This window comes from Spirosoma sp. 209, assembly GCF_002006735.1.
GTDB lineage: Bacteria > Bacteroidota > Bacteroidia > Cytophagales > Spirosomataceae > Spirosoma > Spirosoma sordidisoli.
In genome coordinates this window covers 36,073-60,016 of record NZ_MVEC01000010.1, presented here as the reverse complement: position 1 = coordinate 60,016, position 23,944 = coordinate 36,073, and the positions used below count along the sequence as shown (strand labels likewise).

The following is a 23,944-nucleotide window of genomic DNA, read 5'->3' as shown; positions in this document are numbered from 1 at the left end:
GTCACTATGGCGCAACGGCTGGCTGGCCACAGTGACGTATGGACTATCATACTGCTGAAAACGGCTGGCTGGTCTAGGTGCGCCTGGCTTTAGACGTAACCGGTTTTTTGGTGGTAGCCGTAGGTGCGGGGCTCTTCCTGGTCATGGTAACGGGGTCCCAGTGAACCACTTTCTGCTCGAAGTAGCTTTCGTTGCAGGCCAGTACCGGAGCGGCTGCCCGGAAACCGAAGACCGGATCTTCGATGGTGCCCTGGCTGCCTTCGCGAACGTTCTTGAAGAAGTCGGCGAAGTGACGGGCGTGGCCGTCTTCGTTCTTGGGCGCTTCGAACCGAACCTCCTTAACCGGCTCGGCCGTACGGGTTTCGGGCGGGTATTGCGCGTCGTACTTTTTCACAAACTCCTGCTGAACCTCCGGAGTGAAGGTAAAGTAGCTGTCGTAATTGCCGTAGCCGGGTGCTACGGGTAGTTTCTTTTTGGTCAGGATCAGGTTCTCTTCCGAAAATTCGATCTGCCCTTCGTTGCCGATGATGCGGGTTACGTTCTGGATTTTACCGGCATTGGCAAAGTTAACGCGCAGTACCATCTGAAAGGCATCGTGGACGTCGGTTTTGGGGTAGTCCATGACGCTGGTCATGACATCGGGTACGTCGCGCCCGTCTTTCCAGTAGGCCAGGTTACCCGACGAGTAGATGCGGGTTGGGCCGAGCGAGTTGGTTACAAAATGAACGCCCGTGATGAGGTGTACGAACAGATCGCCCGCTACGCCGGTGCCGTAATCTTTGTAGTTGCGCCACCGGAAAAAGCGCTTGGCGTCGAACGGCCGTTTGGGCGCGTCGCCCAGGAAACGGTCCCAGTCGAGGGTCGTCAGCGAGGCATCGGGTGGTACCGAGTAGTTCCAGGCTCCGATGGCGTTGAAACGGTCGTTGTTCGATTCGATGTAGTTGATCTGGCCAATGTCGCCCGCCTGAATCATTCGTTTCGCTTCCTGAAACGACGAGCTGCTGATGCGCTGGCTGCCGACCTGCATGGTTTTGCCTGATTTACGCCAGGCGTCAATGACAGGTTTGCCTTCGTTCATGTGCTGCACCATCGGTTTCTCGCAGTACACATGTTTACCGGCTTTCAGGGCCGCAATGGTAATATGGTCGTGCCAGTGGTCGGGGGTAACGACCAGTACGGCATCTACGTCGGGACGGGCCAGTACCTCCCGGAAGTCGCGGGTGGCGAAGAGTTCTTTATCCTTGCCGAAGGCCGATTTGGCGTGGGCGAGTCGGCCGTCGTACAGATCGGCAACGGCTACCAGTTCTACATCCGGATTGCGCAAAGCCGCCATGGTGTCATAATTGCCCTGGATACCCATGCCGATGGTTGCAATCCGTATTTTATCGTTCGGGCTGATGCGGGCCAGGTTAGGAATATAAGCGGGGGCGCCAACGTTGCCCAGAACCGTTTGAACTCCCCCCGCAGCGGTCAGGGCCGAAGCCGCCGAAAGGGTTTTAATAAACGTACGACGAGTAGATTGCATAAGCGTGACGGGTTTTATTCCACAGATCTAAAGCCGGCTGTTTGCCAGATTTACCCGACTGTATCTATGCCGTTTGTTTCTCGTCGTTACTTTCTGCGTTCGTCGGCTGTGCTGACCGGGGGCCTGCTGACACCGCCTGTTCCGGCGTTTCTGACCGAACAAAAACCGTTACGGCTGGGTGGGCCTGTCTTCCTCAACAGCGACGATCCGGTCGAGCTGGCGCGGGAACACCGCCGGTTGCGTTACAGCGCGGCCTATATTCCCGAGGTGAAGCTGACCGACACGGCCCGCATCGACGCCATTCGGAAAGCGTTTGCCGAACAGAACGTGATCATCGCGGAGGTAGGCGCCTGGGTGAACATGCTCGATCAGGACGCGACCCGACGCGCCAAGAATCTGGCGTACGTAACAGAACGCCTGGCCCTGGCCGAAGCCGTTGGCGCGCTGACCTGCGTGAACATTGCGGGTTCGTACAACCCTACCCACTGGGACGGTCCTGATGCGCGGAACATGAGCGCGCAGTTTTTTGAGGAGACCGTGGAGAATTGCCGCCGGATCATCGATGCCGTAAAACCGAAACGCGCCAAATTTGCGCTCGAGATGATGGGCTGGAGCCCGCCCGACGGGGCCGACGCCTACCTGAAATTTATCCGGGCTATCGACCGCCCGGCTTTCGGCGCGCATATCGATATAGCCAACATCATCAACTCGCCGGATCGGTATTACAACAACACGGCGCTGATCAACGATACGTTTCGCAAGCTGGGGCGGTGGGTCGTATCGGCCCATGCCAAAGATATTACTGGCAAAGACGGTCATTTTACCGAAACCATGCCCGGTCGGGGCGGTATGGACTATACGACCTATCTCCGCAACGTAACCTCGCTGCCGCAGTCGGTGCCGCTCATGCTCGAACACCTGCGCACGGCCGCCGAATACGACGAAGCCCGGCGCTACGTGATCCGCAAAGCCGACGAAGCCTCGATTCCGCTGGCCTGACCACCTACTTCCTGAATACGACCCGCTGTAGATTGTCGACGGCATAGCTGCTGACGCCGTTGGCCGGATCAGCCAGTTTTTTGCCCGATGTTACCTCAAAAATCAGCTCGTTGCCGCGCAGTTCATAGGTAGCCGTCAGCAGTATGCCCTGCACCTCGAAAACATTGAACAGCTTGTTGCCGAACAGATAGTTGGTCAGCACCGTGCCACCCCCTTCGTCGGTGATGTAAATGCCTTTGGCCGCGTCTTTGGTAACGAGGGTATAGTCTTTGGTCATCGGCTGCTTCGGCGACAGGTAGTCGGTACGCCAGGTCAGCACACCGGGTTTATCGGATGGCTTAATCGTTAGCCGCACCGGTACACTGTCGACCAGCGCCTGCTGCCGGTAGATGTGCATGGTACCCGCCCAGGTTCCGTGCCACTGGGTGGATAGCTGCGCCTGAACAGACGGGAGCCGGAAGAACAGGAAACACAGGATCAGTACAGGCCGTACCCAGTAAAACGTTTGTCGCATGAGAAGATGAGTTGGTTATGTAGATGAATTCAGGATATTGTCCGCCAGGGCGGACGGGTCAGAATGAAATAATCACGTAGGCTAGCGTAATTTGTTTGATACGCTTATGCGATTGACAGTCAATGGTTTGTTGCTTTATGGTCGGGCGTGTTTATTTAATTCATTACCATTTGTTTTTCGATTTCGTCTCAGGGGCCGTTTTCACAGCCGAATCCATCGGACTGGTAGAAACCAACACCGGATGAATCGCAAAATAGGGTATAGAATTGGTTTGGCTACAGGGCTGCTGAGTGGTTTTCTGACGCCGGGCTACGGGCAGGAAGATCCGCTCTTCACCAGAAAGTCCGTTTTCGGCTCGCTGGCCGAGCGGTGGGAGCTGGATTCGGCCTCGCGCAAGAGTACATTTCGGGTAACGCCCTACAAACCGCTCAACATTACGGGTGGTCGCTGGTCGAACCGCCCGAACGAGCAGCCTGTGAGCGAGAATCCCATGTACTCGCTTCCTTTTCAGGTCGACTACGGTAACTACGAAGCCAAGTACCAGATCAGCATGAAGATAAAGGTCGTGCGTGGCCTGCTCGGTAAACGGGGGGACGTATGGATCGGCTACACGCAGAAGTCGCACTGGCAGATCTACAACACTCGTTTTTCGCGCCCCTTCCGCGAAACGAACTACGAGCCGGAGGTTATTCTCAATTTCGCCACCAACTTTCCGGTCCTGGGCCTTCGGAACCGCATGCTGGGCATTTCCTTCAACCACCAGTCGAACGGTCGGTCGCTGCCGCTCTCGCGTAGCTGGAACCGCGTCATTGCCCATGCCGGTCTGGAGCGGGGAAACTGGACCCTGATGCTGCGGGGCTGGTACCGCCTGCCCGATGCCGATGACGAAAATCCGGCCATCACCGACAACATTGGCCGGGCCGATGCCCTGCTGGTTTTTCATACCAACCGTCATCTGTTTGCCGTGCTGGGAAGTCATTCGCTCCGGGGGGGTAACCGCAACCGGGGGCAGGTGCAGTTCGACTGGACCTATCCGGTCTGGGGCAACCTGCGCGGTCATTTTCAGGTGCTGAACGGCTACGGCGAAACCCTGGTCGATTACAATCATTTTCAAACCACGATCGGTTTTGGCATCTCGCTGGTCGAGTGGCTCTGAGGACCGATGCTAACCGTCTGCCTGTCTATGCGTTTACCCGTTACGCTCGCTTACTCCTGCTTCCTGTTTTTCGTAGTCCTGGTCAGCCAGCCCTGTGGGGCGCAACGGCTGCAGACGATCAGTCCCGACGGTTCTGTTTTTGAGTCGGTTGTGGTGGGCCAGTACGTGTCTATCATGCTGCCGAACCGGTTTGGGACCACAGCTCGCTACGCTGCCCGCATCACCGATATTCGGCCTGATTCGATTACGCTGGCCCTGTTTGGCCGGACGCAGGTGGTGCCCGTTCGGGATATTCTGGGGCTTCGGCGGGTGTCGAAGGCCAGCGCAACCATCCGTCGGTCGTCGAAGCTGCTCGTGCCGGGGGCCATCAGCCTGACCGGTAATATAGTCGGGGGCCTGACCAAAGAACAGCCGGGCGCGACCCGACTCCTGCTCACCGTGGGGTCAAGCGCGGCTGCCGGTACCCTGCTGCTGGCCGTAATCCGGATTCCCGGCCTCAAACGGGCCAAAAACGGGTATTCGTTCCGGGTCGAGTAGCGAGGGCAGCCGGGGTTAGCCTGCCCAGTTTTCGCGGTCCAGGCTCCGGTACTGGATAGCTTCGGCGAGGTGCTCGATGCGGATGTCGTCGGTGCCGGCCAGGTCGGCAATCGTACGCGACACTTTCAGGATACGGTCGTAGGCGCGGGCCGACAAACCGAGCCGTTCCATGGCCGTTTTGAGCAGGGCGCGCCCGGCGTCGTTGATCTGACAGACCTCCTTCACCATCTGCGACGGCATCATGGCGTTGGAGTAGATGCCGCTCTGGTCGGCAAAACGGGCGGTCTGCTGCGCCCGCGCCCGGATGACCCGCTCCCGAATGGCTTCGCTGGTTTCGGCGGGGCGGTTGGCGGTCATCTGATCGAACGAAACAGGGGTTACCTCAACGTGCAGATCGATCCGGTCCAGCAGGGGGCCGCTGATCTTGGCCAGGTATTTCTGCACAACGCCCGGTCCGCAGACGCATTCTTTTTCGGGGTGGTTGTAGTAACCGCAGGGGCAGGGGTTCATGCTGGCAATGAGCATGAACGAAGCCGGAAACTCCACTGCCCATCTGGCCCGCGAAATGCTCACCTTGCGGTCTTCGAGCGGCTGGCGCATCACCTCCAGCGCCGATCGTTTGAACTCGGGTAGCTCATCCAGAAACAGTACCCCGTTATGCGCCAGGGAGATCTCGCCCGGTTGCGGAAAACCACCCCCGCCCACCAGGGCCGCGTCGCTGATGGTATGGTGCGGAGCCCGGTAGGGACGGGTTGCAATCAGGGTGGCGCGGGTACCCAGCTTCCCCGCTACCGAATGAATCTTGGTTGTTTCGAGCGCTTCCTGCAGGGTCAGGGGCGGCAGGATACTCGGCAGTCGCTTGGCCAGCATGGTCTTGCCCGCACCCGGCGGACCAATCATGATGACGTTATGACCACCGGCAGCCGCTATCTCCATGGCCCGTTTGATGTTCTCCTGCCCCTGCACGTGGGAGAAATCGACTTCGTACGCATTGATCTGGTGCTGAAACAGGTCGCGGGTGTCGGTAACGAGGGGTTCGATATCTTTTTTGCCTTCGAAAAATTCGGCCGCATCCTGTAAGGTTTCGACCCCGATGATGTCGAGATTGTTGACAATAGAGGCTTCCTGCGCGTTTTCGGCGGGCAAAACGAACCCTTTGAACCCTTGCTTACGAGCTTCGATGGCAATGGGCAACACCCCTTTGATCGGCCGCAGGCGCCCATCGAGGGATAGCTCACCCATGATCACATAGTCGGCCAGGTTGCGCTGGGGACTCAGCTGCTCGGACGATTGCAGCACGCAGAGACCAATGGGCAGGTCGTAGGCCGACCCTTCTTTGCGGATGTCGGCCGGCGCCAGGTTGACCACAATTTTCTGCCGCGGCATCCGGTAGCCCAGGTGCTTCAGCGAGGCTTCGACCCGCTGTTCGCTTTCCTTGACGGCGCTGTCGGGCAGGCCTACCAGGAAGAAGTGAAGCCCCTGACTAACGGTTACTTCAATGGTAATCAGTGTGGCATTGACACCGTACACGGCTGCGCCGAATGTTTTGGCTAACATACAGAGTTACGAAATTGACTGCTGGAGAGCGCCAAAACTACGGAACAGACCGGCAATAAAAAACCAGACGCCGGCAATAAGTAGGCGCTTTCTTCCATTGTGTTTCCATGAGTTCAGCGCTTCAGGGGCTGGTGTTGCATGAGTTCGTTGATGCGCTGTTCGACCTGACGGGCGGGTACCCGTTCAACCAGGTACTGATGCCCCCGACCCGACGCATCCCAGCCGTTGGAGCCGTCGGGGTTCAGCGTGAGCCGCCCCGTTCGAACGGTGTAATAGGGCGTGTACCCTTCGGCAGCTACCAGCACGGCGGTCTGGTCCCAGCTCATGCGGCCACCGGCATCATTCTTGTCGAGCGGTATGCTGATGCGGAATACGTCTTTGACGGGGCTGTTCCGGATACGGCTGTTCTGGATGAGGGGTAAACCGCTGTGGATTTTCTCGCCGATCTCGAAGCCACTCAGCAGCATGGGCGTTGGCCAGTCGCTGTAAACGATTTTCGAGGCCGGCGTGTCCATGTGGACGTTGAACTCGCGGCCGGCCGGAAACCGGCCAGCCATGCTGACCAGTTGGTTTACCTTACGGCGAACCAGGTCCCGACCCGAAAGCGGTGAGTACTGGTCAGGACCGGAGGTTAGCAGATTGGCCAGATTGGTCAGGAACCCGACCGAAATAAGGGTTACGCTCTGGTCAGGCTGTCTGGCCAGCAGCTGCCGGTACAGCGCAACGGCATCGGGGGCGTCGCTGTTCGAGCGGATGGTATGGGGGTAGCGGGCCACGAGCGTATCGGACCAGTGCTGCCGGTCCTGATCGGTAACGGCTTTGCCTTTGGGAACGCCGATGGGAAGATCGGGCCGGCCGAAGTACGTGTTCAGCACATCGAGTACCCGGCCAACGTTCGGGTAGCTGGTGCTGGCTATGGTGGCCAGAATACGGACCCGCCCGCTGTCGGCATAGGCGTGGAGCAGGGCTATGGCGCCTACATCGTCGTAGTCGGGACCCATGTCCGTATCGAAAATAACCGGAATTGTGCTCGAATGGCGGTTTTGGGTAGTGTTAGCCACTGTTTGCGGGACAGATTGCGCCTGGGACTGACCGGCTATCAGCCCCATGAACAATCCAAATAAAATAGCTAGGCAACAGCCCCCCGGGCTTATTTCTTTGGTATAAAAGTTAGTAGTCATTTGTTTCCACCAGTTGTTATATACCCTAGAAAGCTACCAGCCATACCAATACTCATGATCTCTCTCAAAACTCTCGCTATTTCGCCCGACGTTCAACTGCGTAATCTGGGCTGGGACTGGATGCTGGGGCAGGATACGCTACCGTATCTGAGCAACGAAACGGTGATCATTACCCCGGCTCAGGCCGACGCCTATTACGAAGCCGCCAACGAATTGTTCGAGATGTTTGTAGCGGCCGGTCAGCACGTGATCGACGAGAACCGATTTGCCGAACTGGGTATTCCCGAGAACCTCGTTGAGCTTATCAAACTGTCGTGGGACGATGATCGGCACATTCATCTCTACGGGCGGTTCGACCTGGCCGGGGGCGTGGACGGGCAACCTGTCAAGCTGATCGAGTTCAACGCCGACACCGCCACCTGCCTGCCCGAAACGGCCGTGGTGCAGTACGCTCACCTGAAGGCCAATGGTCTCGACGAGAGTCATCAGTTCAACGCCGTGTTTGAGACGCTGACGGGGCAGTTTGAGGAGCTGCTGGCGCTGAATCCCGACTTACAGCCCACGTTGCTGCTGTCGGCCATGCGGGGATTTCCGGAAGATGACGCCAACGTAGCGCTCATCGGCGAAGCCGCCCGCGAAGCCGGTTTTGAGCAGGAGTTCGACTTTATCGATTCAGTTGAGTTTTCGGCCGAGGAAGGTATTTTCTGGCAGAATCCTAAAAACGGAGAGTTCGAAAAGCTCGACTTCTGGTTTAAGCTCGTTCCGTGGGAAACCATTGCCGAAGAAGAACCCGACCTGACGGCGATCCTGACCGAGATTGTCCGGAAACGACTGGCGGTGGTGCTGAACCCGGCCTATACGCTGCTTTTCCAGTCCAAATACATGCTGAAAATCCTCTGGGAGATGTACCCCGACCATCCGCTCCTGCTCGAGACCGACAGCCAGCCCCTGGCCGGGAAAGCCTGCGTTGAAAAAGTGCTGTTTGGTCGCGAAGGCGCCAACGTACGCGTGCTCAACGCCGATGGCAGCGAGCGGCAGGCAGTAGGGGGCGACTACGGACACTTTCCGAAAATTTATCAGCAATACGTTGAGTTTGCGAAGGATTCGGCGGGTCATACCTACCAGGCCGGCGTCTTCTACGCGGGCGAAGCCTGTGGACTCGGTTTTCGGCGTGGCGAACTCATTCTCGATAACGGCGCCGGTTTTGTAGGCCATGTGGTCGAATAAAAACGAATTGACTACACCATGATCTCGATACAACGATGTACGTCTGCCGACCCGCGCTTTCAGACGCTGGTGGGCGAGCTGGATGCCGACCTGCTGGTCCGATACGGCGCCAAACAGAGTGAGTACGATGTGCACAACAAGGGCCTGGCCGACGCCCGGGTGGTAATTGCCATGAATGAAGGTACCGCAGTTGGGTGTGCCTGTTTCAAACCGCTGGATGCCGAAACCATCGAGATCAAGCGGATGTATGTGCAGCCGGGCATACGGCGGCTTGGCGTAGCGCAGCATATCCTGGCCGGGCTGGAACAGTGGGGCCGGGAAGAAGGGTACCGGATCGCGAAACTCCAGACGGCCATCAAACAGCCCGAGGCTATTGCCCTTTATCAGAAAGTTGGTTACCGGCCCACGCCAGCCTACGGACCCTACGTTGACGATGCCGACAGCGTGTGTCTGGAGAAAGAAATCTGAGCTAGTCAAAAGAGTTGTCAGATAGAAAAAATAGACGGGTATAGGCCGTTTGGGCTATTCTGGCTAATGTTGCATTTCGATTCTGTCATATGTTTAGACTGGCTGCGTTTTTCCTGCTCAACGTTATCTGTATTATCTGTCCGGCCCAGACCATCCGGTTTGCCTTCGTTACCGACACCCACGTAGGGGCGACGGCCACTGCAGCCGAAGACCTGCAGCGAACGGTCAGCGACATCAACGCCCTCCCAGACCTCGATTTTGTCGTCATCACCGGCGATATAACGGACTTCGGCACCGAACAGGAGCTGAACCAGGCTAAACAGATTCTCGACAAACTGACCCGTAAGTGGTACCTGTTTCCGGGAAATCACGATACGAAATGGTCAGAAAATGGCTGTAACCGCTTTCGGCAGGTATTCGGAGCCGAGCGCTTCGTATTCGATTACGGCAAATACCGTTTCATCGGCTGCGGCAGCGGACCCAACATGCGCATGTCGCCGGGGCTGGTCTCGCGCGAAGACGTTCTCTGGCTGCGGTCCGAAACCGACAAACTGGCCGGCACCGACCGACCCGTTATCTTCATGAACCACTACCCGCTGGACGATGCGCTGGCTAACTGGTACCTGCTGATCGACGATCTGAAAAAAACCAACGTGCAGGCGGCACTATGTGGTCATGGACACGCCAACAAGGCCATGGAGTTCGAGGGCATACCGGCAACGATGGGCCGCTCGAACCTGCGGGCCAAAGACGCGGTAGGGGGCTATAACCTGGTTACCATACAGAACGATACCATGACGTTTGCCGTCCGCACGCCCGCCGTTGGTGAGCAGCCCGGCCAGACGGCGGCCCCCTGGCGAACAATTGCGCTTCAGAATCACCGGTTCGGGCAAAAACCAGCCACCGCTCCCCGGCCTTCGTACCAGATCAACGAGCAGTACAGCCGGGTTCGGCCGGTCTGGGTCAAACAGGATAGCAGCGACATTGGCGCCGGCATCATTGCCGACAAAGAGATGGCTTTCTACCCAAACACCCGGGGCGAACTGGTTGCCTTATCGCTGACCGACGGCTCGGTACGCTGGCGATTCATGACCGGCGGGAAAGTCTATTCGACCCCTGCCCTGCATAAGAACAGCATCGTAGTGGCCTCTACAGACGGCACCATCTACTGCCTCGACAAACGAAACGGGAAGGCCATCTGGACGGTCAGAACCGGTCAACCCATCGTCGCATCGCCCCGTATTGATGGCCAAACTGTATACATCGGTAGTTCGGAAGGTAAGTTTCGGGCGCTGGCACTCCGGACGGGGGCCGAGCGATGGACGTTCAACGGGGTAGAGGGCTTTGTCGAGTCGGTACCGGTAGTTGACAAAAAACGGGTATACGTGGGCTCGTGGGGGTCAACGCTGTACGCGCTGGACCGGAAATCGGGGCAGCCAGCCTGGACCTGGACCAATAAGAAAGGGCGTAATTTCTCGCCCGCTGCCGGTATTCCGCTGCTGACCCACGGACGTATTTTCCTGCAAACCCCCGACCGGACCCTTACCGCCCTGGATGCGGAAACCGGACGCGAAGTCTGGAAATCGTCGGAGCATAAAGGCTTCGAATCCAGCGGGTTGTCGGACGATGGGTCGCTGGTGTTTATCAAATGCATGACCGATACGCTCTGGGCTATATCGGCCCACTCCGAGACGCCAAAACCGGCCTGGTTCGTCAACTGCGGATACGGGTACGAGATCAGCCCTTCGCCGGTTACGGTACGGAACGGCATGGCGTTTATCCCGACCGACGATGGGGTGTTGTATGCCGTCGATGAGCGAAAGCAACAGCTTGCCTGGGCTCATAAACTCTCCAACGCCATGGTAAACCGGGTGTATCCCCTGAGTCAGTACGAGGTTCTGATGACTACGATGGACGGGAAAGTAACCCGGCTCCGGTATACCCCCTAAGTACGAAACCAGGAGCCCCGCTCTCCGCAGCCATAGCCGCAATCCGATGGAGGGACGGGGTAGGGTGATTTGTATCCGTTATATTATTATAGAAAACTAATGAGTCGAATAGCGCCTTATTCCGTATATACGTAATAGTATAAGTAAATAAAGATATCCCTAAGTAAATATTTTTATAGTATAATTTCTAATTTTAGCCTTCAATACAGCCTCTCCCCTACAATTTCTACATTAGTGATTAACTGTTCAGCTATTCGTAGACGATTTGCGGATGCATTACCACCGTTCCATTCCATATACCCATTTAAACCATGTTTTTCAGCGTGATTTTGACGGGTATATGCCGCCTGTGAAGGCGTTTGCGGGCTATTCGTTCAGGAGTAACCTGCCCCGATATACCTACATTCTGATTGCATTGACTGGTTTTCTGGGGTTACTGGGTGGCGGTACGGCCGTGGGTCAGCCAGTTGCCCGGCAGGGCGTGCTGGATTTGAGGCAGACGGATCTGTCGCAGGATGACGTGGCGCTGAGGGGGGAGTGGGTCTGGTACTGGAACCAGCTGCGTTTACCCAACCAGCCCGAATCGGCACACGAGTTCACCGATTTTCCGAAGCTATGGTCGTCCAGCCAATGGCAGAGACATGCCATACCCAGCCAGGGGTTTGCTACCTACAGACTAACCGTTCTGCTGCCGCCGGGCTCGGCGCCGATCATGCTGAAAGTACCCGATCACTACTCGGCTTATCGGCTGTTCGTGAACGGTACAGACGTCGCTCATGATGGCAACCCGGCCACTACCGCTGCCCAAACCATTCCGCACTGGTCGACCCAGCTGGTTCGGATGCCAGCTGCCGATACCCTGCAGCTACTGCTTCAGGTGGCTAATTTTCACCACGCCAAAGGGGGCGCTTCACAAGCTATACGGATTGGGGAGACCACGCAGATGGAAGCCAGTATGGCCACAGACCGGGCCCTGGCGCTGTTTCTGACGGGCTGCGTGCTGATGATCGGCTTGTTTTTTCTGGGGCTGTACGGTTTTAGCCGGATGGATCATCCCATGCTTTATTTCGGCCTGTTCTGTCTGGTGTACAGCTACCGCCTGATCGGCACCAACCTGTACTCGCTGCATACCCTGTTTCCGGGTTTACCCTGGGGCCTCACACTCCGGCTCGAATACGCATCGCTGTACCTGGCCATCGGCATCTTTGTCATTTATACGCAGTCGCTGTACCCGAAAGATACCCATCGGCGCATCATTACGCCCATGACCTGGATCTGTTTCCTCTTTGCCGGAACGGTGTTGGTGTTGCCAACGGTCGTATTCACGCAGCTGATGAATCCGTTTCTGGTCCTGATGGTCGCCTACATTGGGTATGCCATGTATGTGTACTGGACGGCCTATCGGCGGCAGCGCCCGGGAGCCGCGTATTCGCTCATGAGTACGGGGCTGCTCCTGTCGGTATTCAGTTTGATTCTGGCGCAGTATTTCGGCGTTGCCACTCCCGTTGTGCTCATATTGTTTGTGGGCTATGTGGGCTTCTTCTTCCTGCAGGCGCTTGTGCTGGCCTACCGGTTCTCGTTCGCCCTGAACGAAGCCCGCTATACGGAGAAGCAGTTTCTGGCCAACATGAGCCACGAAATCCGGACGCCCCTCAATGCTATTCTTGGCTTCTCGGCCATGCTCGAAACAACGCCCCTCAATACGGATCAGCAGGAGTTTCTGGGCTTTATTCGTACGGCGGGCAAAAACCTGCTGACCATCGTTAATGATATCCTCGATATTGCTAAAATTGAAGCTGGCATGTTACCCTTAGAATCGATCCCGTTTAGTATCAATTCGCTGACGGACTCAATCCGAACCATGCTCCAGCCCGTGGCTTCGGAAAAGAATTTACAGCTCACGGTCTATGTCGATCCTTCCTTACCGGCCATCGTGCTGGGCGACCCGACCCGGCTGACCCAAATTCTGCTGAACCTGCTCAGTAATGCCATCAAATTCACCAAACAGGGGGGCGTAACCGCCCGAATCGAAAAACTGGACGAAACGGCTGATCTGGTTCGGGTGCGGTTTGTGGTGCAGGATACAGGAATCGGCATAGCTGCCGATGTACTACCCTATATTTTTGAACGATTCCGGCAGGCCAGCGATTTTACGACCCGCTATTACGGCGGTACCGGGCTGGGACTCAATATTGTCAAGTCGCTGACCGAGATGCAGGGCGGCTGGGTAACCGTAACGAGCCGGCTGGGCGAAGGGTCGTGTTTCACGCTGGAGATACCGTATAAGATAGCGCCCAGCCAGGTCGAGACAGAAGGTGATCTGTTCGTAGCGCCATCCGGGCTCATTGGCCAGAACGTGCGTATACTGGTTGTTGAAGACAACATGATGAACCAGAAGCTGGCTCTGCAGGTCCTCAAGCGGCTGGGCTATACGGCGCAGGTGGCCGAAAACGGGCAGGAAGCGCTGGACAAACTGCAGGAAGAACCGTTTGATCTGGTGCTGATGGATATTCAGATGCCGGTCATGGATGGTTACACCACCACCCGCCACATTCGGAACACCCTGCAAAACTCGGTCCCGATCATCGCCATGACGGCCCATGCGCTGGCTAGCGAACGCGAGCAGTGTATTCAGGCCGGTATGAATGACTTCCTGCCCAAGCCGTTTCAGGTTGAGGAGCTGCAGCGCGTTATGCGGAAATACACCCCCATGGCCCGTCCTGATGCGGTTGCGGATCCGCTGCCGGCCCAGCCAGCCCCGGCTCCGCCCCAGCCCGCCACCAGTTCGGCCTTTACGCTCGAACCGCTACTGAACGCGGTAGATAACGATCCGGGCTTTGCGGCTGAGATTCTGGACCTGTTTCTTGAGCAGACACCGGTTGAACTGGAGCAGATCCGGCAGGCCCTGACCGCACAGGACACAAAAACAATTGGCCGGCTCATCCACACGCAGAAGGTGCCCATCCGGACGTTTGGCCTGACGTACATGAGTCCGCTGATTGCCACCCTGGAAGAGCAGATTGCCGCCGGTAACGAAGCCGCCGACGTTGCGCCACTAGTCAAACAGTACATACAGGCCATCGAAGCCGAGCTGCCCGTTATGCGGCTGGCCCTGGAAACAACCCTGCGAGGCACCACTGCCGACTAGGTACACAACTGTACCGGCTTTGTCGTTTATTGCGGCATGAATTCCTTGTCTCTGTATTTACAGGCCTTTTTGTACATCGCGGCCGGGCTGAATCACTTCATAAACCCCAGACCTTATCTGGCCATGATGCCGCCCTACATACCCGCCCACAGCCAGATGGTGATCTGGAGCGGGGTGGCCGAAGTGGTGCTGGGGCTTGGCCTGTTGTTGCCTGCCACCCGCACCTGGGCCGCCTGGGGAATAATTCTATTGCTGATAGCTGTATTTCCGGCCAACGTGTTCATGGCAACCAGCAGCCGGTTCCGGAAACTGCCGGCCTGGCTACGCTGGGGGCGGCTGCCGCTGCAGGCCCTGCTCATCTGGTGGGCCTACCGCTACACCTAGCTCTAAGCGCTTTATACCTGGCTCAGAACGAAGTTGTGGAGCATTAAGCCTTTTTCAATTGGTTGGTTTTCTTTAGCTCTTTGCCGAAACCAATAGGTACGGTGTTGTGGGTGCGCATCCATTGTAAACCCTGTTGCAGTGGCTCCTGGGTGTACAACAGCTTCCGATCGATTCAGTGGTAGAAATCCTCCATTAGTAGCTCTCCGTAACGGGGTGATTCAGAATGATTCGGCTGTTCCAGACGGCGTAGAGGGGAGCAATGATTTCGGCGTCGATATCCGTCATGTTGGCCATGAGCGAAAACAGACGATCTACGCAACGTCGGAACTGTTTAGTGCAGGACCAGATTCATAAAAAACTTTACCGACTCGTGTTATGTGTTCTTTAAGGTCTGTATTCTGTATGTAATGTTTGATCGAAAAGTCAATTGTATAAGGTAGCAGAAGATCATCAATTTCATTTTCAATGTTATATAAAATTGACATAGTTAGTTTGGAGCCTTCTAAGCACAGATCGATATCAGAGCCTGTATGATAGTTGCCTTTAGCTCTTGAACCATACAAAATAGCCCGGTCAACCTGAGGATACCGTTTGAATATCTGCTGCAGTGCCATTGTTGCACTATCGGGTAATCCAAAAGGCATCATTGAAATAAACTTGTTTGTGTACCAGTCCTGTTTTGTTCCATAACGTATTGAAAGTTGAGGAACTCAGGGTGATATAACTCTAGAATATCGATAAAAATCTCGTCAGCAGTTGCCTGGTTATACGTATACGTATGCGAGGTTTTGTTTCTGCTTGCAATCATAGCCATCCAGGCTTCGCCATTTTTAATTAATCCCGTAGCAAAAGCTGCTCGGGTTGCGTCTCTGGAGCCATATATAGGTGTTGTTCCTCTTTCCATAAGAAAGTCTTTCATGACATTCCAGGCCAACTCATGGGTGTACTCAAATCGTTGAATGAGGCCTTCCTTGATGAGTTCATCTTCTTCGGCAAATAGTTCTTCCTGAAAAACATCGTGCCTATAATAATTTGCTTTAATGCGAATAACCGCCTGATCTAATTTGGCTAACGCTTTTTTATAATTAGCAAACCGTTGTTGCCAGCGAATATCCTGACTATTGTTCATAGGCTTTATTCTTCTGTTTTGGAGCCGAATGTTTTAGAGCGTGTTTAGAAATTGAGAAAGGTTGAGCGTCGTGAGCTTTGGTCGAATGGAATACCGACCGCCCCGGCGGCTCGGTTTGAGAAGGCTTCACGCCCTGAAACAGCCCACGGTTTCGTACTCATAGCCAAACGTAGAACGTAGGTAGTGGAACAGTCAATCGCCTGGATGGAGCGCACGGGCGCCCCTGTTCTTTCGACGGATTAGCAAAGACTACGAGTATGCTACATCAACTTCTGTAAATTGGCTGTATTTGGCTAACAGCCAAATCATGTTGCAACGGATTGATGCTTTGTACCAGCATAATTTCTCAATACACTCTAAACACTGTCAAATTGGTATAGCCTTATAAATCGGGTAAATCCTCTACAACTAAAATTGTACCGCCTAGCTCAACGTCAGCGTGATTACTTTTTCAGCCAGCTCTCTGGCACCGGTACCGGGGGTTACAGACTGCTCTTTCACCTTGCCCCGGCCCTCTACCACAACCCGAAACCCGCGGTTTTCGAGCAGAAAGAGCGCATCGCGCAGGGTCAGCCCGCGTACGTCGGGTACCTGATCCGATCGGGTCGGCCGCGATTGCCAGCGGCCCGTGGCCGACTTTTCGACCCAGCCTTCGGTGCTGGGCTCGTTCTGGGTGTTCAGGGCCGTACTGATGGTATGCAGATCGTCCGAATACCCGGCCAGCATACCGGTTGTGGTGCTGCTGGGGCGGGTGCTGGCCCGGATGGGTGCGTGCATACGTATATCGTAGGCAACAATCCGGTCGGCTACCTGCTTGAATACCGGAGCCGCTACCGAGCCTGCGTACAGGAGATCGATGTTGTTGCCCTGCGGACTATCGACAACCGTAATCATGCTGTACTTTGGCTTGTCGGCCGGGAAGTAGCCAATAAACGAGGTGTAGTATTTCCCCACCTGGTATTTACCATCAATGATTTTCTGGGCCGTACCGGTCTTGCCGGCAATGGCGTAGTGCGGATTGTTGATGTGCTTGGCCGTTCCGTGCGATACTACCCCGCGCAGCAGCTCCTGTGCCTTGCGGGCAGTTTCTACCGAGCAGATGGGCTCGGGTGCCACGTAGGGTACGTTGTCCTGAATGAGTTCATTGGCGAGCCTGATCTGCCGGACAATAGTAGGTCGTACCCAGCGCCCTCCGTTGGCCACGGCGTTGTAGAACGCCAGCATCTGAAGCGGGGTGATCTGCATCTCATAGCCGTACGACATGGAGGTGAGCGAGACCTTGCTCCAGCCTTTCATATCGGGGTTCCGGACCACGGGTATAGCTTCGCCTTTCATGTGTATGCCGGTTGGCTGCGTCAGGTGAAACCGGCGCAGGTACTGGCAATACAGGTCTGGGCGGCTGTAGAAATAGGTGCGCATGAGCATGTGCGTACCGACATTCGACGATTTTTCGAAGACCTGCCGGGCCGTGATGGTACCGGCTCCGCCCCGCTTGGCATCGCGGATGTGTAGCCCTTTGTAGATCGTTGAGCCTCCGCCCGTAGCAACCGGCTGCTCGAGCGAAATGGCTTTTTCTTCCATCAGGGCCATCATGGTCGCCAGCTTGAAGGTAGAGCCAGGGTCTGTGCGGCCGGCCAGCGCATGGTTGAAGTTTTCGGTGTAGCCGGTGCGGGTTTTGCTGAGGTTCGCCATGGCCCGAATTTCGCCGGTAGCGACCTCCATCACGATCACACAGCCTTTGGCCGCGTTGTATTTTTCCAGCGCCGACCGCAGCGCCGACTCGGCCATGTCCTGGTAGTTGATATCGATGGTGGTGTACAGATCCATACCCGGCTCGGGGCGCATGTCGGGCCCATCTTCAACCGGTTTGCGGACACCACCCGACAGCACTTCGACTAGCCCGACGGCGTTTTTACCCGCCAGCGCCGGCTGGAACGAGGCCTCGAGCCCAATCAGCCCCCGCCCGGTTTTGGCATCGAGGTTGCCGATGGTTCGTTCGGCCATCGATCCGAACGGATGGTATCGTTCGTAATACGGACGCAGCACACCGCCCCGGGCCGCCACCTTGGGCGACGATCGAAAAAACGGCCATTTGAGCATTTCCTGCCGCTCCTGAAACGTAACCCGACGGCGGTTCAGGAGTACGTACCGGCGTTTGCGCGCGCGGGCATCGCGTACCAGATCGGTATAGTCCCGCGCCGACCGGTCTTTGTAGATGCGCGACAGCAGCAGCCCCAGCGAGTCAACTTTTTTGGCGAAATACTCGGGTTTGGCCTGCGTCGGGTCCAGACCGACCACGTAGGTAGGCAGGGAGGTAGCCAGCAGGCTCCCGTCGGCTGCGTAGATATTGCCGCGCATGGCCGGAATGGTGTCGCGCCGGATCAGGGTGGCGGCTACCCGTTCGCGCCAGAATTTGCCCTTGAACGTCTGGAAATACTGGACGTACACCAGCCGCATGATAACGCACATGGCCAGAAAAATAACCACGTAGTAGACGTGATTGGCCCGCGCAATGATGTCCTGCTTAATGTTCATCGATCTTGACAACGAGTTTATGGGGTGGTGTCAGACTGCTGTCGGTAAGGCCCAGGGCGGCCACCCGCTTGCTTAGTTCAGATTGCTTGCCGCTGAGGTTATAATCGGCCTGCAATACGGTAGCCTGCGAACGAAGCTCATCAACCTGCGTTTTGGTCCGCTGAATCCGCCGGACCAGCCGTTCGGCATTGTGGTTCAGGCCGATGTAGATAATCAGCAGGAAGGTAACCCACAAAATGCGGTCGATATGCCGAATCGGCCAGGCGTTATCTTCGCCAAAGAGCCGGTCGAGTCCAATAAAATCGTTGAGCCACGACGCCAGCCTGATCTGCCGCCGTTGCTTTTTCTGTTTGGCAACCCGTTCGGGCTGTTTGAACGTGTTTTTTGCCATGAAGTGGGTGGGGTCTTGACGCAATACGACAAAGTAACGAAATCCCCGGCGCTTGTTGTAGCCCGAAATCGCCTTCGTAGTAAATGGTCCCGGCTACTCTTTCCAGCGCCACTCGTTCGCAATTTGCAGCGGAGTGCGTAACCCCTGGGCAACCAGGTAGTCGCGGGTTTGGGTGTCGGTTTGTCGGCGCGTCGGAATATCGTCGGCATCGGCCAGGGCGTAGAGGAGCATGCTGGCATAGCGCACCGTATTTTTTAGCTGATCGGGGTTGACGAGGTCGATCCGGTCGCAGTTGGCGTGATAACAGTCGAGTACGGAGCGGTCGAGGTGACCGTTCATACCCACAACCGGTACGCCCTCCAGCATAAACGGCTGATGATCGGAGTGCAGCCCGGCCTGGTTCAGCATCTGGTTGGCAAAGGCGGGTTCGACCTGCTTCATGGTTTCGCCGACGGTTGTCAGAAACGGCAGTATATCGGTACGGCCGAAGGCATTCAGACCGCTGGGATCGTTGGTCATGTCGAGGTTCATCATGTAACGAACCCGGTCCAGCTGCCCGCTTTTCTTCAGGTTGTCGACGCTCGCCCGTGAGCCGAGCAGCCCCTGCTCTTCGCCCATGAACAGCACGAACTCGATGGTCCGTTTGGGCTTCAGCTTCAGGGCGCGGAAGGTGCGGGCAATGTCCATCACCGCAAACGACCCGATTCCGTTATCGATAGCGCCCGTTGCCAGATCCCATGAATCGAGATGACCGCCCACAATGATTTTTTCGTTGGGGAGTTTGGACCCGCGCAGGGTGGCGATGACGTTACGGGCGCGAATTTTCCGACTCGTATTGGTCATGTCGATGACGGCATGAAGCCGCTCGCGTTCTTCTTCCATCCAGCCCCGAATCGCCTGGCCGCTTTCCAGCGAAACGCAGACCGACGGAATGGGAATAAGCTTCCCCGTAACCGATGCGGTGCCGGTCAGCAATACATTGCCGGGAACCAGGTTGACCATGATGACCCCCGTTGCGCCGTACTGGATGGCGAGGGCGGTTTTTTCGGACCGGTGCAGGTTACGCGCACCCTTGGTCGGGGCGGCCAGACCAATATTGACCAGCACTACCTTACCCTTGATTTTGTCGCGCAGCCCCGCAAAATCGCCTTCCAGGCCATTGCCGACGTCAATGATTTCGCCTTTGATGTGGGCTTCGACGGGTGAGTGGGCCAGTGCCACCACGGGTACTTCGCGGAAGTTGTCGCTGCGGTTGGGAACTACGGCCAGCGTAACGGTATCGCGCCCCCAGGCTTCTACCTCGAAGGGTTCGTAGCGCACGTTGTCAAACCCGTACTGGGTCAGCAGCGCATGGGCATACTCTTCCGCCCGGGAGCCGTTGGTACTGCCTGTCAGGCGATGGCCAATCCGCTGCGACGCGTCAGACAGCGTTTCGTACGCTTTGCTGTGCTGCTGAACCTCGTTGTTGATGCGGGTAAAGGCTTTTTCGAGCGGGAGTTTATCTGGGTTGAAGGCGGTTATAAAACCGGCAGAACTGAGGGTGAACAGCACGAGCCGGAGTCGCGGCACGGTAAACGTTCGGTGCATAGAACGAGAGTAAGATTCGTTGCTAAAGATAGAGAAAAAAAAGCTCACTGATTAAGCACAATTGTTTAGACACCGCCTTTCTCAAAAGCGTTCTAGCAAACGGCAAAAAAGTTTGCCAAACAACGCTTATTTACCTTTAGGTGTTGATGGTAACCTGGTTGGTTTTATATATTTGATCGATCCATCAAACTATGAAAACACAGCTTATTTACGTCATCGCCCTACTGGCTGCCCTGTCGGCCTGCACACCGCAGGCCCAGGTGGTAACCTTACGGGGCAGCAATGTACAACCCGCTGCCGACGGGTTTGTACTCGATACCGATACGCTCACCCTGCGCTACTCGTTTTCGAGTGAGCGCGGTCAGATGGTCGTCTCGCTGGTCAATAAACTCGACCGCCCGCTGTATGTCGACTGGAAACGGTCGTCGTTCATCATTGGCGAAGATAAAATGGACTACTGGACCGATGTGGCCGATGTCAATCTGGCTACGTCGTCCTATACCAGCCGCTACTGGCGCTACACAATTGGCTCGGTAGCGGGCACTATTTCGAAAGACGATGCGGTGTCGTTTATTCCGCCCCGCACCCGGCTTGAAAAACGCCGGTTTGTGGTGGTGCCGAACGGGGCCCTGCGGCTGACGGGAACCCCAACGGTTCGGAACGAGCGGCCTAACTGGAATCCTGAACGCAAAAAACCAATCGATATAGCGGTTTATTCGTACGAGCCCAGCGAGTCGCCCCTCAGGTTCCGCAATTACCTGACGCTCTCGACCGATAAAGACTTCAAATCCGAGTTTCATCTCGATACGTCTTTCTGGGCGGCCGGGGTTGAGGTGATGCCAAAGCTGCAGGTGATGGGACCCATGGTACAGCAGTTTAACGGGACGTATTCGGCGCAGGTGCCGTTCAAAAAAAACGACGGCTTTTACATTCCCCTGCCGGCCCAGCAATAGAAAAACGGGTTTTAAACTCTTGGCCCCTTTTCCCAGAAAACCTTTCAGGCATACATGTTACCATTGATACCAACCCATTTGGGGGCTCACCTGCGTTTTTGTAACCTTGGGTCGGGGCCGTTTTCTGGTGCATCAATGGCCGTAACCTTCGTACGTATGAAACCACTACTTGCTTTGATCGGTCTGTTGCTGGCCGTTCCCGCTCTGGCGCAAACCGCCGACGAAACGGCTGCCAAAGCCGTTATCACCCAGATGTTCGACGGCATGAAACGAGCCGATTCAACGGCGCTCAAATCCCTATTTCTGCCGGGTGCCCGACTGCAGAGTGTTGTCAATAAGCAGGGCGAGGTATCGGTCAGCGATCAGGCCATCGATCGGTTTATCACCTCGGTAGGCAAAGCAAAGGCGGGCGCGCTGGACGAGCGGCTCAGTGGCATGGAGGTCAAGGTAGATGGCGATCTGGCTACCGTCTGGACACCCTACTCGTTTTATTACAATGGTCAGCAAAGCCATTGTGGTGCTAATGCGTTTACCCTTGTACGAATATCGGGTGCTTGGAAAATTCAGCACATCATCGACACCCGCCGAAAGTGCCAGTAGGTTACTACCCCCAGTTAGGTAGTCGTTTTTCCAGAAAAGCCGCCATGCCTTCCCGGGCATCGTGGGTTTGCTGAAGCTGCTGAAACTGATCGTGTAAAAAGGCCTGCTGCTGATCGGGTGGCAGGCTTTTCAGCGTCTGGAAGGCCCGTAGACCGAACTGCATGGCCACGGGCGAATACAGCCTGAGTTCGTCGGTCAGGAGCCGGACGGTTGGGTCGAGTCCATCGGCGGGTACGGAATGGGTCACCAGCCCGATCTCCTGCGCGTCGGCTGCGTTGAGGGTGCGGGCCCGAAGGCAGAGGTCGAGGGCCCGCCGGGCTGGCATGATGTCGAGCAGAACGGCCAGAACCTGAAACGGGAACAGCCCCCGTTTTACTTCGGGCAGGGCAAAGGTGGCCGAATTGGCCGCTACCACGTATGTACTGCCCCCCACCAGCAAAAAACCACCGGCATAAACCGGTCCCTGGACCCGCGCTATACAGGGCTTGTGTAAACCGGCCATGAGTTCGCCCAGCCGAACGGGGCCTGCCGGTTCGGGCACGCTCGCCTGTTCATCACTCCCCGCCGAGAGCGATTTTAAATCCATACCAGCGCAGAACGTGTCGCCCGTAGCCGCCAGCACAACGATCCAGACGTCGGCGGTGTAGTGCGCATAGGCCAGGGCGAAAGCCAGTTCGGCCAGCATGGGCGGGTGGAGCGCGTTCTTTTTTTGCGGACGGTTCAGGGTGATGGTCAGTATATGATCGTTGAGAGAAACGAGCAGGTAACGGAAGGTATCGGTGGGCAGCTGCGCGACTTGTTCGGCGGTGTAAAGCATGGGCAAAAGTAGAGAAAAGGCCGTTTACGGAATGTACTTAGTCGGCTATATGGTAAAACTACCGTAGCTGCTCAGGATACTGACCCGGTACCCTTTCGTCTGCATAAGATGGTAGAAACTGGTCGTTCAATTGTTTGGTTAACCGCAGCTTAAGGCGCCGGGGTCCGGGCTGATCTGTTACGCCAGCCTCCGCACTCTAGGTCTTTGGAAATAAACTGTGTGTAGATGAAACCCGTGGAATAACAGCTGACGGGGGGCGCGAAAAGAAATTGTACGGAGCCGGGAGGGAGGGGAGCTAGACGAGCTGTTTCCAGGTGCCTTTGATCCAGTTGTATTTCAGCGTGCTGGGCAGGGCTTTCCAGAAATACTTCGTCACATCGACCGCAAATGACGGCTGCATGTAGCAGTTGATGGCACAGCCTTCGCAACCGGGCAGCCGACCTTCCTGCGCTACCAGCTGCTGTACATCGGCTGAGCGGTAGAGGGTGTACAGATTGTTGTTGATCGGGTGATCGGAGAGGCCGAGGTGATAGCAGGGCAGAACGAGCTTGTTTTCGGGCGAGATTACGATGGTTGTGCTGGCGGCCCGGCAAACGGGTTTGTCGATGTGGTTGCCGCCATCGCGCCGGAGCTGGATGAAGCCGTCGTTCAGGTAAACATTGGGTTGTTTGCCCCACCAGGCCATATCCCGCAGGGCACTGTCGGATAACTGCCCGCCGGTGTCGACGCTGTTGTACTCGAAAACCGGATTCAGAATCAGGACCAGATCGTTGGGTCGGCAAATGTCTTCGTACATAGCCCGGATCTGGTGAACGTTATGGTCGAAGACGGTAAACAGAATGTCGGGCCGTTCGCCGAGTTGCCGGGCTATGTCGATCGACTCCATCACTTTGTCAAAGCTACGGACCCCCCTGGATCGGTCATGCTCCTCGGCCACCGGCGAATCGAGCGAGAAGTGCAGCATATCGACCAGTCCCCGAAGCCGCTCGGCCTGTTTGGGGTAGAGCAGCGCGTTTGTTGTAACGGTCGTGATGAGGCCGAGCTGTTTAGCTTCGCTCAGGAGCTCGGGCAGCTGGCGGTGCAGTAATGGCTCTCCCCCCGTAAAATCAATGACCCGAACGCCCAGCCGACGAAGATCGCGGAGGTTCGCCCGGGCATTGTCGAGGGTAACATAGGGCGATGGCCGCTCCCAGATATCGCAGAAACTACAGCTGGCGTTACAGCGGTACGTCACATAGTAGTTACACAGAACCGGGTGTCGGACAAGGCGCATAGAATAAACCAATT

21 protein-coding genes are annotated in these 23,944 nt (G+C 56.3%); 10 read left to right on the top strand and 11 right to left on the bottom strand.

The genetic code is table 11. The features are described 5' to 3' along the window. Positions 1 to 73 precede the first annotated feature (73 nt). Entirely contained in the window at positions 74 to 1,525 is a 1,452-nt protein-coding gene (locus B1C80_RS17765) for a Gfo/Idh/MocA family protein (protein ID WP_077922546.1), read from the bottom strand. Between the two features lie 66 nt (positions 1,526 to 1,591). Here B1C80_RS17765 and B1C80_RS17760 point away from each other — a divergent pair, with 66 nt between their 5' ends. Continuing rightward, positions 1,592 to 2,524 carry a sugar phosphate isomerase/epimerase gene (locus B1C80_RS17760; protein ID WP_077922545.1) on the top strand — a complete coding sequence of 311 codons (933 nt, stop codon included), beginning with the start codon at positions 1,592 to 1,594 and terminating at the stop codon, positions 2,522 to 2,524. 4 nt (positions 2,525 to 2,528) lie between these two features. On the opposite strand, the gene B1C80_RS17755 is transcribed toward B1C80_RS17760, so the two are convergent. Next, positions 2,529 to 3,038, bottom strand: coding sequence for a hypothetical protein (locus B1C80_RS17755; RefSeq protein ID WP_077922544.1), 510 nt, complete (start codon positions 3,036 to 3,038; stop codon positions 2,529 to 2,531). Positions 3,039 to 3,279: 241 nt separating this feature from the next. On the opposite strand from B1C80_RS17755, the gene B1C80_RS17750 reads away from it, so the two are divergent. After that, complete coding sequence (locus B1C80_RS17750) at positions 3,280 to 4,194, top strand: phospholipase A (protein ID WP_077922543.1); 915 nt, start codon at positions 3,280 to 3,282, stop codon at positions 4,192 to 4,194. A 27-nt stretch (positions 4,195 to 4,221) separates the two neighbouring features. Next, a complete protein-coding gene (locus tag B1C80_RS17745) occupies positions 4,222 to 4,731 on the top strand; it encodes a hypothetical protein (RefSeq protein WP_077922542.1) in 510 nt (169 codons plus the stop codon). A 15-nt stretch (positions 4,732 to 4,746) separates the two neighbouring features. On the opposite strand, the gene B1C80_RS17740 is transcribed toward B1C80_RS17745, so the two are convergent. Then, complete coding sequence (locus tag B1C80_RS17740; protein WP_077922541.1) at positions 4,747 to 6,288, bottom strand: YifB family Mg chelatase-like AAA ATPase; 1,542 nt, start codon at positions 6,286 to 6,288, stop codon at positions 4,747 to 4,749. Between the two features lie 113 nt (positions 6,289 to 6,401). Beyond that, on the bottom strand, positions 6,402 to 7,349 hold the full coding sequence (locus tag B1C80_RS17735; protein ID WP_236648824.1) for a nucleoside hydrolase: 948 nt from the start codon (positions 7,347 to 7,349) through the stop codon (positions 6,402 to 6,404). Between the two features lie 174 nt (positions 7,350 to 7,523). Here B1C80_RS17735 and B1C80_RS17730 point away from each other — a divergent pair, with 174 nt between their 5' ends. From B1C80_RS17730 to B1C80_RS17710, 5 genes are all read left to right on the top strand, one after another. Next, a complete protein-coding gene (locus B1C80_RS17730) occupies positions 7,524 to 8,696 on the top strand; it encodes a glutathionylspermidine synthase family protein (RefSeq protein WP_077922540.1) in 1,173 nt (390 codons plus the stop codon). Between the two features lie 18 nt (positions 8,697 to 8,714). Continuing rightward, a complete protein-coding gene (locus B1C80_RS17725; protein WP_077922539.1) occupies positions 8,715 to 9,164 on the top strand; it encodes a GNAT family N-acetyltransferase in 450 nt (149 codons plus the stop codon). An 89-nt stretch (positions 9,165 to 9,253) separates the two neighbouring features. Beyond that, positions 9,254 to 11,113: a PQQ-binding-like beta-propeller repeat protein gene (locus tag B1C80_RS17720; RefSeq protein WP_077922538.1), complete on the top strand. Its 1,860-nt coding sequence runs from the start codon at positions 9,254 to 9,256 to the stop codon at positions 11,111 to 11,113. 340 nt (positions 11,114 to 11,453) lie between these two features. Continuing rightward, positions 11,454 to 14,261, top strand: coding sequence for a response regulator (locus tag B1C80_RS17715; RefSeq protein WP_161492786.1), 2,808 nt, complete (start codon positions 11,454 to 11,456; stop codon positions 14,259 to 14,261). A 36-nt stretch (positions 14,262 to 14,297) separates the two neighbouring features. Then, positions 14,298 to 14,645: a DoxX family protein gene (locus B1C80_RS17710; protein WP_077922536.1), complete on the top strand. Its 348-nt coding sequence runs from the start codon at positions 14,298 to 14,300 to the stop codon at positions 14,643 to 14,645. A gap of 311 nt (positions 14,646 to 14,956) precedes the next feature. Here B1C80_RS17710 and B1C80_RS17705 read toward each other — a convergent pair whose 3' ends face one another. From B1C80_RS17705 to B1C80_RS17685, 5 genes are all read right to left on the bottom strand, one after another. Further along, positions 14,957 to 15,292, bottom strand: a complete 336-nt coding sequence (locus B1C80_RS17705) for a nucleotidyltransferase domain-containing protein (protein ID WP_236648823.1) — start codon at positions 15,290 to 15,292, stop codon at positions 14,957 to 14,959. Continuing rightward, positions 15,289 to 15,774: a nucleotidyltransferase substrate binding protein gene (locus tag B1C80_RS17700; RefSeq protein WP_077922535.1), complete on the bottom strand. Its 486-nt coding sequence runs from the start codon at positions 15,772 to 15,774 to the stop codon at positions 15,289 to 15,291. Before B1C80_RS17700 ends, B1C80_RS17705 begins: the two co-directional genes overlap by 4 nt. Positions 15,775 to 16,197: 423 nt before the next feature. Next, the gene (locus B1C80_RS17695; protein ID WP_077922534.1) at positions 16,198 to 18,309 is read right to left on the bottom strand and encodes a penicillin-binding protein; all 2,112 of its coding nucleotides are present in this window, start codon (positions 18,307 to 18,309) and stop codon (positions 16,198 to 16,200) included. Continuing rightward, on the bottom strand, positions 18,299 to 18,700 hold the full coding sequence (locus B1C80_RS17690) for an FtsL-like putative cell division protein (RefSeq protein WP_077922533.1): 402 nt from the start codon (positions 18,698 to 18,700) through the stop codon (positions 18,299 to 18,301). Before B1C80_RS17690 ends, B1C80_RS17695 begins: the two co-directional genes overlap by 11 nt. Before the next feature lie 93 nt (positions 18,701 to 18,793). Then, a complete protein-coding gene (locus B1C80_RS17685) occupies positions 18,794 to 20,287 on the bottom strand; it encodes a M28 family peptidase (protein ID WP_077922532.1) in 1,494 nt (497 codons plus the stop codon). A 191-nt stretch (positions 20,288 to 20,478) separates the two neighbouring features. On the opposite strand from B1C80_RS17685, the gene B1C80_RS17680 reads away from it, so the two are divergent. Together B1C80_RS17680 and B1C80_RS17675 are read left to right on the top strand one after the other, a co-directional pair. Continuing rightward, on the top strand, positions 20,479 to 21,240 hold the full coding sequence (locus B1C80_RS17680) for a hypothetical protein (protein WP_077922531.1): 762 nt from the start codon (positions 20,479 to 20,481) through the stop codon (positions 21,238 to 21,240). A 156-nt stretch (positions 21,241 to 21,396) separates the two neighbouring features. Beyond that, a complete protein-coding gene (locus tag B1C80_RS17675; protein ID WP_077922630.1) occupies positions 21,397 to 21,840 on the top strand; it encodes a nuclear transport factor 2 family protein in 444 nt (147 codons plus the stop codon). A 4-nt stretch (positions 21,841 to 21,844) separates the two neighbouring features. Here B1C80_RS17675 and B1C80_RS17670 read toward each other — a convergent pair whose 3' ends face one another. Further along, positions 21,845 to 22,657, bottom strand: a complete 813-nt coding sequence (locus tag B1C80_RS17670; protein WP_077922530.1) for an enoyl-CoA hydratase/isomerase family protein — start codon at positions 22,655 to 22,657, stop codon at positions 21,845 to 21,847. A 295-nt stretch (positions 22,658 to 22,952) separates the two neighbouring features. Beyond that, complete coding sequence (locus B1C80_RS17665) at positions 22,953 to 23,930, bottom strand: radical SAM protein (RefSeq protein ID WP_077922529.1); 978 nt, start codon at positions 23,928 to 23,930, stop codon at positions 22,953 to 22,955. Between the last annotated feature and the right edge of the window lie 14 nt (positions 23,931 to 23,944).

What these genes read in the sequence shown, in the direction of transcription:
- B1C80_RS17760 (WP_077922545.1), top strand. Translation starts at nt 1,592, where the DNA reads ATGCCGTTTGTTTCTCGTCGTTACTTTCTGCGTTCGTCGGCTGTGCTG.
- B1C80_RS17710 (WP_077922536.1), top strand. Translation starts at nt 14,298, where the DNA reads ATGAATTCCTTGTCTCTGTATTTACAGGCCTTTTTGTACATCGCGGCC.
- B1C80_RS17665 (WP_077922529.1), bottom strand. Translation starts at nt 23,930, where the DNA reads ATGCGCCTTGTCCGACACCCGGTTCTGTGTAACTACTATGTGACGTAC.
- B1C80_RS17705 (WP_236648823.1), bottom strand. Translation starts at nt 15,292, where the DNA reads ATGATGCCTTTTGGATTACCCGATAGTGCAACAATGGCACTGCAGCAG.
- B1C80_RS17685 (WP_077922532.1), bottom strand. Translation starts at nt 20,287, where the DNA reads ATGCACCGAACGTTTACCGTGCCGCGACTCCGGCTCGTGCTGTTCACC.
- B1C80_RS17680 (WP_077922531.1), top strand. Translation starts at nt 20,479, where the DNA reads ATGAAAACACAGCTTATTTACGTCATCGCCCTACTGGCTGCCCTGTCG.
- B1C80_RS17755 (WP_077922544.1), bottom strand. Translation starts at nt 3,038, where the DNA reads ATGCGACAAACGTTTTACTGGGTACGGCCTGTACTGATCCTGTGTTTC.
- B1C80_RS17750 (WP_077922543.1), top strand. Translation starts at nt 3,280, where the DNA reads ATGAATCGCAAAATAGGGTATAGAATTGGTTTGGCTACAGGGCTGCTG.
- B1C80_RS17720 (WP_077922538.1), top strand. Translation starts at nt 9,254, where the DNA reads ATGTTTAGACTGGCTGCGTTTTTCCTGCTCAACGTTATCTGTATTATC.
- B1C80_RS17690 (WP_077922533.1), bottom strand. Translation starts at nt 18,700, where the DNA reads ATGGCAAAAAACACGTTCAAACAGCCCGAACGGGTTGCCAAACAGAAA.
- B1C80_RS17745 (WP_077922542.1), top strand. Translation starts at nt 4,222, where the DNA reads ATGCGTTTACCCGTTACGCTCGCTTACTCCTGCTTCCTGTTTTTCGTA.
- B1C80_RS17670 (WP_077922530.1), bottom strand. Translation starts at nt 22,657, where the DNA reads ATGCTTTACACCGCCGAACAAGTCGCGCAGCTGCCCACCGATACCTTC.
- B1C80_RS17695 (WP_077922534.1), bottom strand. Translation starts at nt 18,309, where the DNA reads ATGAACATTAAGCAGGACATCATTGCGCGGGCCAATCACGTCTACTAC.
- B1C80_RS17675 (WP_077922630.1), top strand. Translation starts at nt 21,397, where the DNA reads ATGAAACCACTACTTGCTTTGATCGGTCTGTTGCTGGCCGTTCCCGCT.
- B1C80_RS17715 (WP_161492786.1), top strand. Translation starts at nt 11,454, where the DNA reads ATGCCGCCTGTGAAGGCGTTTGCGGGCTATTCGTTCAGGAGTAACCTG.
- B1C80_RS17700 (WP_077922535.1), bottom strand. Translation starts at nt 15,774, where the DNA reads ATGAACAATAGTCAGGATATTCGCTGGCAACAACGGTTTGCTAATTAT.
- B1C80_RS17725 (WP_077922539.1), top strand. Translation starts at nt 8,715, where the DNA reads ATGATCTCGATACAACGATGTACGTCTGCCGACCCGCGCTTTCAGACG.
- B1C80_RS17730 (WP_077922540.1), top strand. Translation starts at nt 7,524, where the DNA reads ATGATCTCTCTCAAAACTCTCGCTATTTCGCCCGACGTTCAACTGCGT.
- B1C80_RS17765 (WP_077922546.1), bottom strand. Translation starts at nt 1,525, where the DNA reads ATGCAATCTACTCGTCGTACGTTTATTAAAACCCTTTCGGCGGCTTCG.
- B1C80_RS17740 (WP_077922541.1), bottom strand. Translation starts at nt 6,288, where the DNA reads ATGTTAGCCAAAACATTCGGCGCAGCCGTGTACGGTGTCAATGCCACA.